Raw genomic sequence first — 14,090 nt, forward strand, 5'->3', positions numbered from 1 at the left:
CCGATACTGTGGTTTCGGCGCGCCTCCGATCGATCCAGCCTCGACGATTATAAGGACAGGACTCTACATGCAAACCCTTTTAGTCACGGGCGGTGCCGGCTTCATCGGCGGCAACTTCGTCCATCATATCCTTGAACGGGCCGATGTCCGGGTGGTCAATCTAGACCGGCTGACCTATGCCGGCAACCTCGACACACTCGCCAGTCTGGCCAGCGATCCGCGCCACGTCTTCGTCCAGGGCGACATCGCCGACGCCGAACTAGTCGGGCGTCTGCTGCGTGAGTATGAAGTCGACGCGGTGGTCAACTTCGCCGCCGAGAGTCATGTCGACCGCTCGATCGACGGGCCGGCTGAGTTCATCCAGACCAACGTCGTCGGCACCTTCAACCTGCTCGACCGTGCGCGCGATTACTGGTCCGGACTCGGTCCGGCGGCGCGCGCGGCCTTCCGCTTCCTGCACGTCTCGACCGACGAGGTCTATGGCTCGCTCGGGCCGAGCGGACTCTTCACCGAGACCACGCCCTACGCACCCAACTCGCCCTATTCGGCCTCCAAAGCCGCTTCGGATCATCTGGTGCGCGCCTGGTTCCACACCTACGGGCTGCCGGTGCTCACCACCAACTGCTCCAACAACTACGGCCCCTATCAGTTCCCCGAGAAGCTGATCCCGCTGATGATCCTCAAGGCCCAGGCCGGCGAGCCGCTGCCGATCTACGGCGATGGCGGCAACGTGCGCGACTGGCTGTTCGTGCTCGACCACTGCCGCGCCATCGCGCGCGTGCTGGACGCCGGCACGCCGGGCGAGGTCTACAACGTCGGCGGCAACAGCGAGCGGACCAATCTCCAGGTCGTCGATACGCTCTGCGCCCTGCTCGACGAACGCCTGCCCGATTCGCCGCATCGTCCGCACAGCAGGCTCAAGACCTTCGTCGCCGACCGCCCCGGACACGACCGCCGCTATGCCATCGACGCCAGCAAGCTCAAGCGCGAGCTGGGCTGGGAGCCGACCGAGACCTTCGAGTCCGGGATGCGGCGCACGGTCGACTGGTATCTGGACAACCCCGAGTGGTGTCGGCGCGTGATGGACGGCAGTTATCGCGGCGAGCGCCTGGGTTCGGGCATGGGAGGCGTTTGAGATGACACGCAAGGGCATCATTCTGGCCGGTGGTTCCGGCACCCGGCTCTATCCGCTGACCCGCTCGATCAGCAAGCAACTGCTGCCGATCTACGACAAGCCGATGATCTACTATCCGCTCTCCACGCTGATGCTGGCGGGGATGCGCGAGATCCTGATCATCACCACGCCGCATGACGCGCCGTTGTTCCAGGCGCTGCTCGGCGACGGGTCGCAGTGGGGCCTGTCCCTCAGCTATGCCGTCCAGCCCGAACCGAATGGACTGGCGCAGGCGTTCCTGATCGGTCGCGCGTTCCTGGCCGGTGCGCCCTCCTGTCTGGTTCTGGGCGACAACATCTTCTATGGTCACGGACTGGTCGATCAGCTCAAGGAGGCCAATGCGCGTCAGACCGGCGCCACCGTATTCGGCTATTACGTCTCCGATCCCGAGCGCTATGGCGTGGCCGAGTTCGACGACTCGGGCCGGGTGCTCGGCATCGAAGAAAAGCCCAGGACGCCCAAGTCGAACTGGGCCGTGACCGGAATCTATTTCTACGATGGACGCGCCCCGGATCTGGCGGCCGAACTCAAGCCCTCGCCGCGCGGAGAATTGGAGATCACCGATCTCAACAACCGTTATCTCAGTGAGGGCGCACTGTCACTGACCCGCATCGGGCGCGGCACCGCCTGGCTCGACACCGGCACCCACGCCTCGCTGATGGAGGCCGGCCAGTTCATCGAGACCATCGAGAAGCGCCAGGGTCTCAAGATCTGCTGTCCCGAGGAGATCGCTTATTTCAACGGCTGGATCGATGCCGAGCGACTGCGCGCCATGGGCGAGGAGCTGAGCAAGAACGGCTATGGCCAGTATCTGCTGAGTCTGTTGCAGCGGGGGCGCGTCTGATGAAGGTGATCGAAACGGCCATCCCCGGCGTACTCATCCTGGAGCCGAAAGTCTGGGGCGACGAGCGCGGCTATTTCCTGGAGACCTATCGCGCCAACCAGTACGCCGAACTCGGCATCCCGGCGTCGCTGGTCCAGGACAACCAGTCCTTCTCGCGCCGGGGCGTGCTGCGCGGGCTGCACGTCCAGCATCCGCGCGCTCAGGGCAAGCTGGTGCAGGTGCTGGCCGGCGAGGTATTCGACGTGGCCGTGGATATCCGGCGCGGCTCGCCCCACTTCGGACATTGGGTGGGCGTGACGCTCTCAGGCGAGAACAAGCGCCAGTTCTGGGTTCCGCCCGGTTTCGCCCACGGCTTTCTCGTCACGGGCGAGAATGCACTATTCGTCTATAAGAACACCGACTATTACAGCCCGGAGACCGAGTTCAGCGTGCGCTGGGACGATCCCGACCTCGGCATCGACTGGCCGCTGGCCGGGATGACGCCCGAGTTGTCGGCCAAGGATCGCGACGCGGCCTGCTTGCGTGACATCCCGCTCGATCGTCTCCCCGGCCTGGAGGATTACCCATGACCACCAAGACCCCGGCCGGCCACCGGCCCAAACTGCTCCTGATCGGCGCCAACGGCCAGGTCGGCTGGGAACTGCGCCGCACGCTCGCCAGCGTCGGTGAGGTGATCGCCGCCTCGCTGGAGGGTGAATATGGCCCGACCATCGATCTGATGGACGCCAAAGCGCTGGCCCGTCTGATCGAGGACAGCCGGCCGGATGCCCTGATCAACGCGGCGGCTTACACCGCCGTCGACAAGGCCGAGAGCGATCGCGCGACCGCCCAGCGTCTCAATGCCGACGCGGTCGGCGAGATGGGCGCTCTGCTGGCCGAGCGCGGCACGCCGATCATCCATTACTCAACCGACTTCGTCTTCTCCGGCGGTCTGGGCCGCACCTATACCGAGGACGACAGCCCCGACCCGCTCAACGTCTATGGCGAGACCAAGCTCGGCGGCGAACGCGCCCTGCTCGACTCGGGTGCGCGTGCCCTGATCTTCCGCACCAGTTGGGTCTATGGCGCGCGCGGGGCGAATTTCCTGCTGACCATGCGCAAACTCTTCCGCGAGCGCGAGGAACTGCGGGTGGTCGACGACCAGATCGGCTCGCCGACCTGGAGCCGGATGCTCGCGGAGATCACGGCCCAGGTGCTCCATCGCGTGCTGCGCGGCGACCTGGATCTGGACAAGGTCGGCGGACTCTACCACCTGACCGGCAGCGGTCAGGTCAGTTGGTACGGCTTCGCCAGCGCTATCCTGGAGGCCAGTGGCGCCCGGACCAACCTCATCCCCATCCCGTCATCCGAATATCAGGCCCCGGCTAGGCGTCCGACCTTCTCGGTGCTCGACAACGGGCGCTTCCAGGAGACCTTCGGACTGGCGATGCCGGACTGGCGTCTGTCGCTGGCGCAGTGTCTCGAAGAACTCTAGACGCCGCCACCTCCGGTCCAGTACTTCTTCTCACAGCGCGTGACGAACTCGACCGTGATGCGGTCGCGTCCTTCCTTCGCGGCGTCCTTCTCGATGATGCGCCGGATCATCGGCCGGATGATGGCCGGCGCCTCGCCGACGCGTTTCTGGGCGTCGGCACTCCAGATGAGGCCAAGCTTCTTGTTGGCCCAGCTCCCCACGGCCGGCGGCGGCACATCCTGGAAATCACGGATCGTCAGTCCGGGCGTGCCGCCGAAGGCGGCTTCGGCCAGGGTGTCGGACATCGACTGGCCGAACGACTGGGTGAAGACCGGAAAGGCCGGATCGTTCTCGAAGATCACCCGTTTCAGTTCCAGTACCCGTTCGCCGCGCGCCTGTCTGGACTTGGCGTCCATATCGGGCGCGGCTTGGTCGATGTAACGGCACCAGGTTTCGACGACGGCATCGAACGCGGTGAAAAAGCGCTCCGGCTCCAGCGGCTTGAAGGTGCAGTGCAGCAGATGGGGCGAGGTCACGGACTCCAACAAGGGCAGCCGCTCGTCCGGCAGTTCCAAGGCCGCGCGGTGCGCGTGCGCAACGCGGGCGAACGGCTCCAGATCCAGGGTCGACGAACAGGGGGCCAGATCCAGCGTCAGCAGCGTGCGCTCGGGCGGCTGGCCGCCGACGTGCAACAGAAAGGCTGGGAGATCGTAGTCGACGCGCGGATAGGCGAAGATCACCAGACCCCAGCGCCCCAAGCGCAGCGAGTAGCGGCTGACCATCACCCGATCGAGCTTTTCGCCCTGATAGACGCGTGTATGGCTGAAGACCTGTTTGCCGTGGGTGCAGCGCCGGGCGCTGTACTCGGTGACATCGGTGAGATCCAGACGCTCCCCGAGCCGGTCGAAGAAGAGTCGCTCATGCCGCTCCCAGGGGGTTGGTTCCAGGACATCTCCCGCCTCGTTCATCTGTTCCATAGGGCCGCGTCTCCAAATTGTTTGGAACAGATCGACATGTGTGCCGGCACCACGCCCCCTCAAGCCCTGCGCTGACGGATGAAACGCTCCAGGAGCGCGCGCGTGGAGGGGTCGTGATCGGCTGTGACCTTACCGGCCTGAATCTCGGCGAGGATGACGTTGGCCAGTTGCTTGCCGAGTTCCACGCCCCACTGATCGAAGGAATTGACGCCCCAGATCACGCCTTGGGTGAAGATGCGATGCTCGTAGAGCGCGATCAGGGCGCCGAGCGTATGCGGCGTGAGACGCTCCATCAGCAGACTGTTGGTCGGGCGGTTGCCGGGGAAGGTGCGATGATGCGCGAGCATTTGCGCCCGCTCCTCGTCCAGGCCGGACGCGAGCAGTTCGCTCAGTGCCTCGTCATAGGTCCGACCGCGCATCAGCGCCTCGGTCTGGGCGAAGAAGTTGGCCATGAACTTGGGATGATGGTCGCCCAGCTCGTTGTGACTGTGCACGGCGCCGATGAAGTCGGCCGGGATGAGCTGCGTGCCCTGATGGATGAGCTGATAGAAGGCGTGCTGGCCATCGGTGCCCGGCTCGCCCCAGACCACAGGACCTGTGGTGTACTCGACCGCCGTGCCCTCGCGCGTCACGCCCTTGCCGTTGCTCTCCATGTCGCCCTGTTGCAGATAGGCCGGCAGATAGCGCAATGACTGATCATAGGGCAGGACGGCATGGGTGCGCGCCCCGGCAAAGTTGGCATACCAGACGCCGATCAGGCCCAGCAGCGCCGGCATGTTCTCCCTAAGCTCGGCGGTGCGGAAATGCTCGTCCATGGCGTGCGCGCCTTCCAGAAGCTCGGCGAAACGGTCGAAGCCGACGGCGAGCGCGATCGGCAGCCCGATCGCCGACCAGAGCGAATAGCGTCCGCCGACCCAGTCCCAGAAGCCGAACATATTGGCCGTGTCGATACCGAAGGCCGCGACCTTTTCGGCATTGGTCGAGACGGCGACGAAATGCCGCGCCACGGCGGAAGAGTCGCCGAGCGCGGTGAGCAGCCAGGCGCGGGCGCTGGCGGCGTTGGTCATGGTCTCCTGGGTGGTGAAGGTCTTGGACGCGACGATGAAGAGCGTGGTCGCCGGATTCAGTCCGCGCAGGGTCTCGACCAGATGGGTGCCGTCGACGTTGGAGACGAAGTGCACGCGCAGGCTTTCGCTCTGATAGGGCGCGAGTGCCGCACACACCATCTTCGGACCGAGATTGGAGCCGCCGATGCCGATGTTGACCACATCCGTGATGCGCTCGCCGGTGTAACCGCGCCAGTCGCCCGAACGCACGCGCCCGACGAAGGTCTCCATCCGCGCCAGCACGCCGTTGACCAGCGGCATCACGTCCTCACCCTCGACCTGGATCGGACGCTTGGAGCGGTTGCGCAGTGCGATGTGCAGCACGGCGCGGTCCTCGGTGTTGTTGATCGGCTCGCCCTCGAACATACGGCGAATCCAGCCCTTGAGATCGACCGCCTCGGCCAGCTCGATCAGCCGGTCCAGCGTCTCGCGGGTGATGAGATTCTTGGAATAATCGAGATGCAGTCCGGCGACGGTCAGACTCATGGCCGCCGCGCGCTTGGGGTCGGCATCGAACAGATCGCGCATCCGCTGCAGGCGCATCGCCTCCCAATGCTGTTGGAGTGCCTGCCACTGGGGTGTCTGGTTCACGAGCACGGGCGACATGACGGTTCGAGCCTCCTCAAATCCGGGATCACAGGATGGAGGCGCATTTGATCACATTCGCGCGTAATTCTCAGCTATCGCGCGATCGGACGGTCGGGGTCTGAGTCGGCGGCCTCGACACGCCCGGCTCCAGGCCGGAACGGCCGCTAGGCCGGCGGCTGGAAGCGCGTCAAACGGGCACGGGTCTCGTCGAGCTGGCGGCACAGCCGTCCGCTCTCCTCGCCGAGAAAGTCGATGAAAGCGTCGGCCACCACAGACAATTCCTTGCCCTTGGCATGGGCGACATACCACTGACGTTCCAGCGGGAAGCCCTGGACGTCGAGAATGGCCAGCTCCGAGGACTCGGCCTCCTGGGCCAGGGTATGGAGCGAGAGCACCGACAGGCCCAACTTACCGTAGATGGCGTGCTTGATCGCCTCGTTGCTGCCGAGTTCCATGCGCACACGCGGCTTGAGTCCGGCCTCGCCGAAGGTCTTGAGCACATAGTCGCGGATGCCCGAGCCCGGCTCGCGCATGATGAAATATTCCTCGGCCAGACGCTCGACCGGGATGTTGCGCTCCAGCGCCAGCGGATGCTCGCGGTGGGCGATGACATGGAGCGGATTGGGCGCGAAGGGCGTGGCGATCATCTCCAGGTCACGCTCGGGATTCTGACCCAGGATGTAGAGATCGTCCTTGTTGGCGATCAGGCGTTCCAGGACGCTGTCGCGGTTCGTGACCTTGAGCGCCACGTCGACCCCCTGATGGCGCTGACAGAAGCGCCCGAGCACCTCCGGGGCAAAATACTTGGCGGTCGTGATGACGCAGAGCTTGAGATAGCCGCGCTTCAGCCCCTTGAGATCGGCGACCTTCATCTCGAAGCGGTCGAGCACGCCGAAGATGTCCTTGACCGCCGTCTCCAGCTCGCGTCCGGTCTCGGTCAGATAGACCTGACGCCCGATCTGCTCGAACAGCGGCAACCCGATCACGTCGGTCAGGCGCTTGATCTGGGTCGAGACCGTCGGCTGGGTCAGATAGAGTTCGTCGGCGGCCTTGGTGAAACTCTTCAGGCGCGCGATGGCCTCGAACACCTGGAGCTGGCGCAGACTGACGTGACGGGCAAGATTCAGCATGGGATCGAACATGGCGGCTCACTGGGTCTGCGATCATAACGCTTGGAATCTGTCCCGTGGTGCACGGTCCCGGACCGATGGATCTGGCTCAATCGGGCCAGACCCGCCGGCCGGAACGGTAGTCGGCATCATAGGGTCGGTTCAACTCGGTTCTGGCTGGGGAAACCGGACGCTTGGCGGTGTGCCGGATGGCGGTTCGGGTTGCCGTCGGCTTGGTGCTTGTCCTGGGCTTGGCGGCCGGCGTCTCGGCGGTCGTCGCCTCCGGGCCGACATCGACCTGCGGATCAGTGTCTTGACTCATGTCCATGATCCTCACAGCTCGCGGCCTCGTCCACGGATGCCGAATTCACGGACCCGAAGAACGCATCGACCTGCTGGGCGAAGGCGGCGCGCTCCGGATCGATGTCCGTGGCCGGCGGCTCGGTGTGGATGGTGATGTTGACATAGGTGCGACCGAAGCTGATGTCGGGATAGACGCCGGTGGCCTCGCTCGCCTTGGCCACGGCCTCCAGAAAGTCGCGGGTGTGCGCGTAGTCGGCGAAATCGAGCCGACGTTCGAGACGCGGCGGACGGTCGCGGTGTTGCCAGGTGGTCGAGGTCGCGTTCATGGCTATCTCCAGGTGCTGTTGCTTCGTCTGGTCTGATCCAAACGCCCGATCCAGTCCTCCAGTTCACGGGCGTGGGTCAGTTCCTCGTCATGCAGGGCGGCGAAGAAGTCGCGTCCGGCGACATCGCCGATCAGGGCGCAATAGTTGGCAGCGTCGCGATAGAGGGCGACCGCGTACCATTCCAGCCGACGGTCGGCCTCCAGCAGTTCGATCAGCGAGAATCCGGCCTGGACCGGCCTGAGCCGCGAGCCGTTGGGCATGGCGCCCAGCCGCAGCATCCGCGCGGTCAGGCGTTCGGCGTGCTCCTGCTCCTCGGCGGCCTCGCGCCGGAAGTGCGCGCCCACCTCGGCCAGTCCCCACAGATCCGCCAGTCCGGCATGGGTCAGGTATTGCTGGACGGCGCTCAGCTCATGGCTGAGCGCGCGACCCAGATAACCCAGGACTCTCGGATTGGCTGCCATGGGCTATCAGGAGCGACCATGCCCGCCGTCGGTGTCACCCGGCTTGACCGGCAGGATCGGCTCGACCTCGCGATGCGGGCGGGCGATGATGTGCGCGGCGACCAGACCGTCACCGACGCGCTCGCAGGCATCGGCCCCGGCGCGCACCGCCGCGTTCACCGCGCCGGTCTCGCCGCGCACCAGTACGGTCACATAGCCGCCGCCGACGAACTCGCGTCCGATCAGACGCACCTCGGCGGCCTTGGTCATGGCGTCGGCCGCCTCGATGGCGGGCACCAGTCCACGGGTCTCGATCATTCCAAGCGCGATGCCATAGTTTTCGGAAGGCATGGTGGCTGACTCCTGGGTCTTAAAGTAGAGGATTGAGCGATTTCGATGTCGGGTCGGGTCGGGTCTTATGTCAGTACCGGCCTCAGGCCGCCGCCTTTCCGGGCAGTTGGCCGCCGGTCGGCAGGATCGGTTCGACCTCGCGATGCGGGCGGGCGATGATGTGGGCGGCGACCAGACCGTCACCGACGCGCTCGCAGGCATCGGCTCCGGCGCGCACCGCCGCGTTCACCGCGCCGGTCTCGCCGCGCACCAGCACGGTCACATAGCCGCCGCCGACGAACTCGCGTCCAATCAGACGCACCTCGGCGGCCTTGGTCATGGCATCGGCCGCCTCGATGGCGGGCACCAGGCCGCGCGTTTCGATCATGCCCAGGGCGATCCCGTAGTATTCGTCAGCCATCTCGTGTTACTCCTCTGTTGACAAGTGTGGGTCTGTGTTTCGGTGTCGTAAGCTGTGTTCGTGGAGTCGATCCTGTCAGACGCTATCGGTCGGTTCGGGCTCGTCCCAGCGGTCGATGATGCCGCCGATGCTCAGGTCGGTGAGTATCTGAGTGCCGACCGCGACCCGGGCCGCCGAGCCGCTGATGGTGAAGACCCAGTTGCCCGGATGAGCGCCGACCGTGTCGACCGCCACCGCCCGTGCGCCCTTGGCGTCGCGCAACACCCGCAGCGATACGGACTGGAGTCCGGGGACGCGGCGCGTGCAGACCAGCGAGCGTTCCACCTGCATGATGTCCATGCTCAGTCCTCCGGCCAGTGGTCGATGATGCCGACGATGGTCAGATCACTCGGGTAATCCTTGTGGCCGGCGGCCTCGCGTGCCGCCGAGCTGCCGACGCAGAGCACCCAGTCGCCGGGGGTGCAACCCACGGCATCGACCGCGACCAGCCGGCTCTTGCCGTCGAGCACCACCTGGAGATGACGGTGCTCCAGTCCGGGGATGCGGTTGGTCGCGACCAGCGGCTTTTCGACGCGGCAGATCTTCATGCCGTCCTCCCGCCGAGCAGTGAGCCGCCGACCGGCTCCAGTCGTCCGTTGCCCTGGCTGTCGCGCACCGTCCAATAGGTATGGAGCAGACCGTGTTCGGCCAGATCCGGATAGCGCTGGGCGATGGCCTCGGCGAGGCGTTCGCAACGCTCGATCGCCCGCTCGCGCGCCCCCGGCACCTGTCCCGAATACTCGAAGCGCAGGACGATCGGCACCGGCAGTCCGTGCTCGACGTTGAGCTGCTTGAAGATCTTGATGCCGACGTCCAGGTTGCAGGCGCCCTCTTCCAGGGTGCGCAGAAAGCTGAAATAGGTCAGGTTGCGCAGATGGATCTCGGCGAAATCCATCCCGACCCCGATGAAACGCTCTTCGTGTCCGATGTCGGTGTAGTGGCCGTTGTGATAGTCACGCACATAGTCGAGCTGCGAGATGTTGTGCTCGATCAGACGCGCGATCAGGCGCTGCATCCCAGGCGCGGGCGCCAGACCGCCGCCGCTCGGGTTGGCCACGCGCTCGCGGATCAGGGCGCGCGCCGCCTCGGGGTCGAGCCGCGCGGTCTCGCGATGGAGCGCGCCGGCATCGACAAAACGGTCCAGATCGGCATCGCCGCGGGCGTCGGGCAGGTGCAGACGCAAGCGGTCGGTGTCGGTGTCGATGCCGATGAGCAGGCCCTCGATCGAGGCGCCGCAGCAGTAGCTGTTCTCGACGGCCTCGCGGAAGGCGCGCAGACGCTCGCGTCCGGCGGCGGCGGCCTGGCGGGTGTCGCTGCCGTGGGCCGCGCAGCCGTGGTGCTCGGGGTCGCGGCTGCTGTAGTGATAGACGACGACCTTCAGATAGCGGGTCGGGGCGTCGGCGGTGTTGGGCACGCCCTCGCGGAAGCGTCCGAGTTCCACCGCCGACCAGCGCCCGAGCGCCTCCTCGACGTCGAAGAGTGCACCGGCGTTGGCGCGCCGCTGGACGGCGCCCATCGGCAACCGCAACACATAGCGGATGGCATGGGCCAGACGTCCGTCCGAGCAGGGCGTGACGTTCATGGCGTGGAAGCCGCAGTCGAGCAGGAAGCGGCGGAATTCATCGGACTGACCGCGATCGTCGAGCGGGTCGGTCGTGAAGTAGTCATCGCTCATGGCCCGCACGGTCTCGAAGGTGGCGTGCGCGAAGAGCGCGCGCCGGTCGAGTCCGGCGACCCAGGCGTCGGCCAGCAGCGATTCGGGCAGCTCGAAGCCGAGCGTCCGACGGGCCTCGGCCTGTGCCCAGTCCTCGAAACCGGCGTCCGGGACGCGGGCGGCGATGGACTTGAGCGTCGGCACGATGCGCGCGAAGGCGTCCTTGATCCGCTGCTCGTAGGCCCACAGCCGCTGGTTCTCGTCCAGACGGGTGAGCGGATGCGTCCCCGTCCGACCGATTCCGTCCAGCGATCCGGCGAACTCAGGCGCAACCTGAGTCGTGCTGACCGGAGCGGCGGGCGTGCTCGGCCAGGAGGCTGGACGGACGCGCCGGCGTGGCTGTGGCTTGGGCTTGATGCGCATGGCGATGACTCCTGATCCCGCTACCGTTCCTCAACCCCGAGCCCCGCCCGAGAGTGTGACCAGGGCGCCGCGCTCGGTGTTGCCGCTGCTGCCCGTCACGCGCGATTCGGACTGTGGCCGGTCGCGATCCTGAGCCTGGGCGTCGCGGAAGGCGCGGGCGCCGGCGAAGGCTCCCACGGGCGGGCCGCGTCGGGTCGGGTTGCGGCTGTGCGCCGACTTGCCCTCGGTGCCGGTGACACGCTCGTTGCGGCCCCAGTCGTCACCCGTGATGCGCAGTCCGCCGTCCAGACCTTCACCCGTGATACGGGGACGTGACGGTTCGGACTCAGCCGTGGTGTCCTCGATCGCGGCCGCAACAGGCATCGCGGTGGCCGGTCGGGGCGGCATCACGCTGCCGGGACGGGCCGGGCCGGTCTCGCGACGTTCCTCGGCACGGCGGGCGCGGAAGCCCTCGGTGCCCGTGACCCGGTTGCCGCCCATGTTGAAGGGGCCTGTGATGCGACTGTGCTCTTCATCGTAGTGGGTGCCGGTCACCGAGCGGCGTGCCTGCTGCGACTGGGCGGCACGCGCCGGGGTGTCGATGCTGAACTGGCCCCATTGACCGCCGCCGAGCGGCTGCGGGAAGTCGTCACTGCCCGGCAGGGCCGCGAACTCTTCGCTGCCGCAGGTGGCCAGGAGGTCGTCCTCGCCCAGATAGGGCGTGCCGGTCACGGGCTGGCAGGCACCCTTGACATCGCCGGTCATGGCGCCGCCGATCCCCGGCTGGATGCCGGTGAGACCGAAGCCGGGTGTGGAACGACCCAGCGGCATCCGCTCGGCGGTCCGGCGTGCCGTCTCCGGGCCGCAGTCGGCGGCGATCTGCTCGGCACCGAGATAGGTGGTGCCGGTGACGATCTCGCAGCGTCCGGTCTCGTTGCCGGTGACGCGCGCCGTTCCTGCAACCAGACTGCCTGTGACCGTCTGGCCACGCCAGGTGGTGTCGAGTCCGACCTTGAGCGTGCCGACCGGCTCGGGACGAGTCTTGCAGACGCTGTCGAAGTGCTCGAAGCCGAGATATTCGTTGCCCGTCACCCGCTGGCAGGCGCCCGATTCGACGCCGGTCAGGGTGTTGTTGCGTCCGATCAGCGATCCGGTCACGGTGCGCCCGCTGAGGGTCTGGGTCTGGCCGACCTTGGGCGGCGCGCCCTCGGGACCGGGCGCGGTGTAGGGCGTGCCGGTGAGCTGACGTCCGGCGCCGGTCTCGTCGCCCGTGACCTTGGTGCTGCGTCCGACCTGATCGCCGGTGACGGTCTGACCGCCGGTGGTGACGACACTGGCGCTCTCACGATTGGGCGCAGGCGTCGGCCCGATGCCGCAGAATTCCTGGAACACCTCGGCGCCCATGTATTCGGTGCCCGTGACCTGACGGCAGGCGCCGGCCTCGTCACCCGTGGTGCGCTGACTGCGCCCGACCTGGGTGCCGGTCAGGGTCTGGCCGGAGGCCGTGGTGCTGACGCCGACCTTGGACGGTGCGTCATTGGGCCGTGCGCCGTTGGAACGACGGGCGCGTCCCGTGGGTCGCGGACCGGATTCGCTGCACTTGCCGTGCTCGCAACGTTCCTCGCGGACGCGCTTGGCGATCTCTCGCGAACTGACCCCGGCCTTGCGTAGCAGATTGGTCGCCGCCGCCTGACTGGAGCGTCCGCTCACCGAGTCGACGCCGGTCTTGCCGCGTCCGGCCAGGGCGGCACGGCGCGCCATCGACAGCATCCGACCGCGCGAAGGAGCCTTGGCCAGGGTCGCGCCGCCACGCGGACGGCCATTGCGCTGGCGCTTGTCGTTGACTGGATTGGCGGTTGCACGCCGTTCGGTCGCCGGCTTGGGGGCGCCGGTCGCTTGAGCGCTGTCCGTGGTCACGGCGGCCTGGTCGTCGCGCCGGCGTTCCGAACGCGGCGCCTTCGGCTCCAGACCGGCGATGGCACGACGCCGGGCGATCGACGCCTCGCGGCCCACGAGCCCGCTCAGATCGGCCTGATCCGCCGGCGCCGGACGCGCATAGCCCGGACGTCCACGGGTGAGTTGATCGCGCCGTGCCATCGAGCGCTTGCGTCCTTCCGCCATGGTGACGGAACGCCGGTTGCGTTCGAGCTTCGGTTGACTGACACGCGGTGCCGGTGCGGCTTCCGAGGCGCTCAGACGCTCGCGGAGCGTCATGGGTGCCGGCTCGCTGGCCGGAGCACGCTTGGTGCGCCGCGTGTTCGATGCTGTGTTCGTGACCGATTCGGGGTTCGGTCGACCCGTTTTACCACCGTTGGCGATGGCGCGGCGTTTGGCGATGGAGGCCGCGCGCCCCGTCAACTGTCGTTCTTGATCAGCCATGTCCGTGCCTGCCTCTTCGTGGATCGCTGCTGACTGCTGTCCAGGCTCCGGGCCTGGGGCCGATGTCTGTCGTCTTCTGATCGGCTTCATGATGGGCATCGCTGTGCTCTGCCCATCCTACGAATCAAGCACGATCCTCGATGTCATCGGCCGGCCCGGAGCGCGCCCCTCGCCCTCGCGTCCGCCCTCAGCGGGCGCGGTGCACCAGGAAGGAATGTCCCTTGCTCTGGGCGTAGGTGTCGTAGCCGACCAGCCGGACGTGATGGTCCGGATAGCTGCGCCGGCAGGACTCGATCTCGGTCAGGATCACGTTCGGATCCTGTTCGCCGAAGAAGGGCATCTTCCACATCGGCCAGTAGTACTCGAAGGCGCGATCCGGATGCTCGTGCTCCAGCGAGGCGTTCCAGCCGTTGTCGAGGATGTAGAGGATCTGCTCCAGGATCTCCTCGCGGTTGAGCGGCGGCAGATAGGAAAAGGTCTCGTAGCGGCCGATGGTGGCGTGATCGCCCATGCTGCTCGCGGTGTTCATGATGTCGGGTTCCTCT

17 protein-coding genes are annotated in these 14,090 nt (G+C 66.7%); 4 read left to right on the top strand and 13 right to left on the bottom strand.

From position 1 onward, the window contains the following. Positions 1 to 67: 67 nt before the first annotated feature. The 4 genes from rfbB to rfbD are packed head-to-tail and all read left to right on the top strand — an operon-like array spanning position 68 to position 3,492. The gene (rfbB, locus tag HW932_RS16110; protein ID WP_176977520.1) at positions 68 to 1,135 is read left to right on the top strand and encodes a dTDP-glucose 4,6-dehydratase; all 1,068 of its coding nucleotides are present in this window, start codon (positions 68 to 70) and stop codon (positions 1,133 to 1,135) included. A 1-nt stretch (position 1,136) separates the two neighbouring features. Further along, positions 1,137 to 2,018 (top strand): glucose-1-phosphate thymidylyltransferase RfbA, encoded by an 882-nt coding sequence (rfbA, locus tag HW932_RS16115; RefSeq protein ID WP_176977521.1) that lies wholly within the window; start codon positions 1,137 to 1,139, stop codon positions 2,016 to 2,018. After that, the gene (gene rfbC / locus HW932_RS16120; protein WP_176977522.1) at positions 2,018 to 2,587 is read left to right on the top strand and encodes a dTDP-4-dehydrorhamnose 3,5-epimerase; all 570 of its coding nucleotides are present in this window, start codon (positions 2,018 to 2,020) and stop codon (positions 2,585 to 2,587) included. Before rfbA ends, rfbC begins: the two co-directional genes overlap by 1 nt. Further along, positions 2,584 to 3,492, top strand: coding sequence for a dTDP-4-dehydrorhamnose reductase (gene rfbD, locus HW932_RS16125; RefSeq protein WP_176977523.1), 909 nt, complete (start codon positions 2,584 to 2,586; stop codon positions 3,490 to 3,492). The genes rfbC and rfbD overlap by 4 nt, the downstream gene beginning before the upstream one ends. Here rfbD and HW932_RS16130 read toward each other — a convergent pair. The 13 genes from HW932_RS16130 to HW932_RS16190 all read right to left on the bottom strand — a co-directional run bounded on the left by HW932_RS16130 (position 3,489) and on the right by HW932_RS16190 (position 14,074). Further along, the gene (locus HW932_RS16130; protein WP_176977524.1) at positions 3,489 to 4,448 is read right to left on the bottom strand and encodes a protochlorophyllide oxidoreductase; all 960 of its coding nucleotides are present in this window, start codon (positions 4,446 to 4,448) and stop codon (positions 3,489 to 3,491) included. The genes rfbD and HW932_RS16130 overlap by 4 nt on opposite strands. Before the next feature lie 59 nt (positions 4,449 to 4,507). After that, complete coding sequence (gene pgi, locus HW932_RS16135; protein ID WP_176977525.1) at positions 4,508 to 6,160, bottom strand: glucose-6-phosphate isomerase; 1,653 nt, start codon at positions 6,158 to 6,160, stop codon at positions 4,508 to 4,510. Between the two features lie 146 nt (positions 6,161 to 6,306). Next, on the bottom strand, positions 6,307 to 7,284 hold the full coding sequence (locus tag HW932_RS16140; RefSeq protein ID WP_176977526.1) for a LysR family transcriptional regulator: 978 nt from the start codon (positions 7,282 to 7,284) through the stop codon (positions 6,307 to 6,309). 76 nt (positions 7,285 to 7,360) lie between these two features. Continuing rightward, positions 7,361 to 7,573 (bottom strand): hypothetical protein, encoded by a 213-nt coding sequence (locus HW932_RS16145; protein WP_176977527.1) that lies wholly within the window; start codon positions 7,571 to 7,573, stop codon positions 7,361 to 7,363. Continuing rightward, on the bottom strand, positions 7,557 to 7,880 hold the full coding sequence (locus tag HW932_RS16150; RefSeq protein WP_222932411.1) for a 4a-hydroxytetrahydrobiopterin dehydratase: 324 nt from the start codon (positions 7,878 to 7,880) through the stop codon (positions 7,557 to 7,559). The genes HW932_RS16145 and HW932_RS16150 overlap by 17 nt, the downstream gene beginning before the upstream one ends. 2 nt (positions 7,881 to 7,882) lie before the next feature. Further along, positions 7,883 to 8,341, bottom strand: coding sequence for a ferritin-like domain-containing protein (locus HW932_RS16155; RefSeq protein ID WP_176977528.1), 459 nt, complete (start codon positions 8,339 to 8,341; stop codon positions 7,883 to 7,885). Positions 8,342 to 8,347: 6 nt separating this feature from the next. Further along, positions 8,348 to 8,671 carry an alpha-carboxysome major shell protein CsoS1 gene (gene csoS1, locus HW932_RS16160; protein ID WP_012971920.1) on the bottom strand — a complete coding sequence of 108 codons (324 nt, stop codon included), beginning with the start codon at positions 8,669 to 8,671 and terminating at the stop codon, positions 8,348 to 8,350. An 82-nt stretch (positions 8,672 to 8,753) separates the two neighbouring features. Then, the gene (gene csoS1 / locus HW932_RS16165) at positions 8,754 to 9,071 is read right to left on the bottom strand and encodes an alpha-carboxysome major shell protein CsoS1 (protein WP_176977529.1); all 318 of its coding nucleotides are present in this window, start codon (positions 9,069 to 9,071) and stop codon (positions 8,754 to 8,756) included. Positions 9,072 to 9,146: 75 nt separating this feature from the next. Continuing rightward, on the bottom strand, positions 9,147 to 9,410 hold the full coding sequence (locus HW932_RS16170) for a carboxysome peptide B (protein WP_176977530.1): 264 nt from the start codon (positions 9,408 to 9,410) through the stop codon (positions 9,147 to 9,149). Positions 9,411 to 9,412: 2 nt separating this feature from the next. After that, entirely contained in the window at positions 9,413 to 9,658 is a 246-nt protein-coding gene (gene csoS4, locus HW932_RS16175; protein ID WP_176977531.1) for an alpha-carboxysome shell vertex protein CsoS4, read from the bottom strand. Continuing rightward, positions 9,655 to 11,187: a carboxysome shell carbonic anhydrase gene (locus HW932_RS16180; protein WP_176977532.1), complete on the bottom strand. Its 1,533-nt coding sequence runs from the start codon at positions 11,185 to 11,187 to the stop codon at positions 9,655 to 9,657. Before HW932_RS16180 ends, csoS4 begins: the two co-directional genes overlap by 4 nt. Positions 11,188 to 11,217: 30 nt before the next feature. Next, complete coding sequence (locus HW932_RS16185; RefSeq protein ID WP_176977533.1) at positions 11,218 to 13,545, bottom strand: alpha-carboxysome scaffolding protein CsoS2; 2,328 nt, start codon at positions 13,543 to 13,545, stop codon at positions 11,218 to 11,220. A 187-nt stretch (positions 13,546 to 13,732) separates the two neighbouring features. Beyond that, positions 13,733 to 14,074, bottom strand: coding sequence for a ribulose bisphosphate carboxylase small subunit (locus HW932_RS16190; RefSeq protein WP_012971926.1), 342 nt, complete (start codon positions 14,072 to 14,074; stop codon positions 13,733 to 13,735). Between the last annotated feature and the right edge of the window lie 16 nt (positions 14,075 to 14,090).

It is taken from the genome of Allochromatium humboldtianum (genome assembly GCF_013385175.1).
In the GTDB taxonomy this organism is placed as follows: Bacteria; Pseudomonadota; Gammaproteobacteria; order Chromatiales; family Chromatiaceae; genus Thermochromatium; species Thermochromatium humboldtianum.

Bases quoted from the DNA above. Each gene is read 5' to 3' on its own strand.
- rfbB (WP_176977520.1), top strand. From the start codon at position 68: ATGCAAACCCTTTTAGTCACGGGCGGTGCCGGCTTCATCGGCGGCAAC.
- rfbA (WP_176977521.1), top strand. From the start codon at position 1,137: ATGACACGCAAGGGCATCATTCTGGCCGGTGGTTCCGGCACCCGGCTC.
- rfbC (WP_176977522.1), top strand. From the start codon at position 2,018: ATGAAGGTGATCGAAACGGCCATCCCCGGCGTACTCATCCTGGAGCCG.
- rfbD (WP_176977523.1), top strand. From the start codon at position 2,584: ATGACCACCAAGACCCCGGCCGGCCACCGGCCCAAACTGCTCCTGATC.
- HW932_RS16130 (WP_176977524.1), bottom strand. From the start codon at position 4,448: ATGGAACAGATGAACGAGGCGGGAGATGTCCTGGAACCAACCCCCTGG.
- pgi (WP_176977525.1), bottom strand. From the start codon at position 6,160: ATGTCGCCCGTGCTCGTGAACCAGACACCCCAGTGGCAGGCACTCCAA.
- HW932_RS16140 (WP_176977526.1), bottom strand. From the start codon at position 7,284: ATGTTCGATCCCATGCTGAATCTTGCCCGTCACGTCAGTCTGCGCCAG.
- HW932_RS16145 (WP_176977527.1), bottom strand. From the start codon at position 7,573: ATGAGTCAAGACACTGATCCGCAGGTCGATGTCGGCCCGGAGGCGACG.
- HW932_RS16150 (WP_222932411.1), bottom strand. From the start codon at position 7,880: ATGAACGCGACCTCGACCACCTGGCAACACCGCGACCGTCCGCCGCGT.
- HW932_RS16155 (WP_176977528.1), bottom strand. From the start codon at position 8,341: ATGGCAGCCAATCCGAGAGTCCTGGGTTATCTGGGTCGCGCGCTCAGC.
- csoS1 (WP_012971920.1), bottom strand. From the start codon at position 8,671: ATGCCTTCCGAAAACTATGGCATCGCGCTTGGAATGATCGAGACCCGT.
- csoS1 (WP_176977529.1), bottom strand. From the start codon at position 9,071: ATGGCTGACGAATACTACGGGATCGCCCTGGGCATGATCGAAACGCGC.
- HW932_RS16170 (WP_176977530.1), bottom strand. From the start codon at position 9,410: ATGGACATCATGCAGGTGGAACGCTCGCTGGTCTGCACGCGCCGCGTC.
- csoS4 (WP_176977531.1), bottom strand. From the start codon at position 9,658: ATGAAGATCTGCCGCGTCGAAAAGCCGCTGGTCGCGACCAACCGCATC.
- HW932_RS16180 (WP_176977532.1), bottom strand. From the start codon at position 11,187: ATGCGCATCAAGCCCAAGCCACAGCCACGCCGGCGCGTCCGTCCAGCC.
- HW932_RS16185 (WP_176977533.1), bottom strand. From the start codon at position 13,545: ATGGCTGATCAAGAACGACAGTTGACGGGGCGCGCGGCCTCCATCGCC.
- HW932_RS16190 (WP_012971926.1), bottom strand. From the start codon at position 14,074: ATGAACACCGCGAGCAGCATGGGCGATCACGCCACCATCGGCCGCTAC.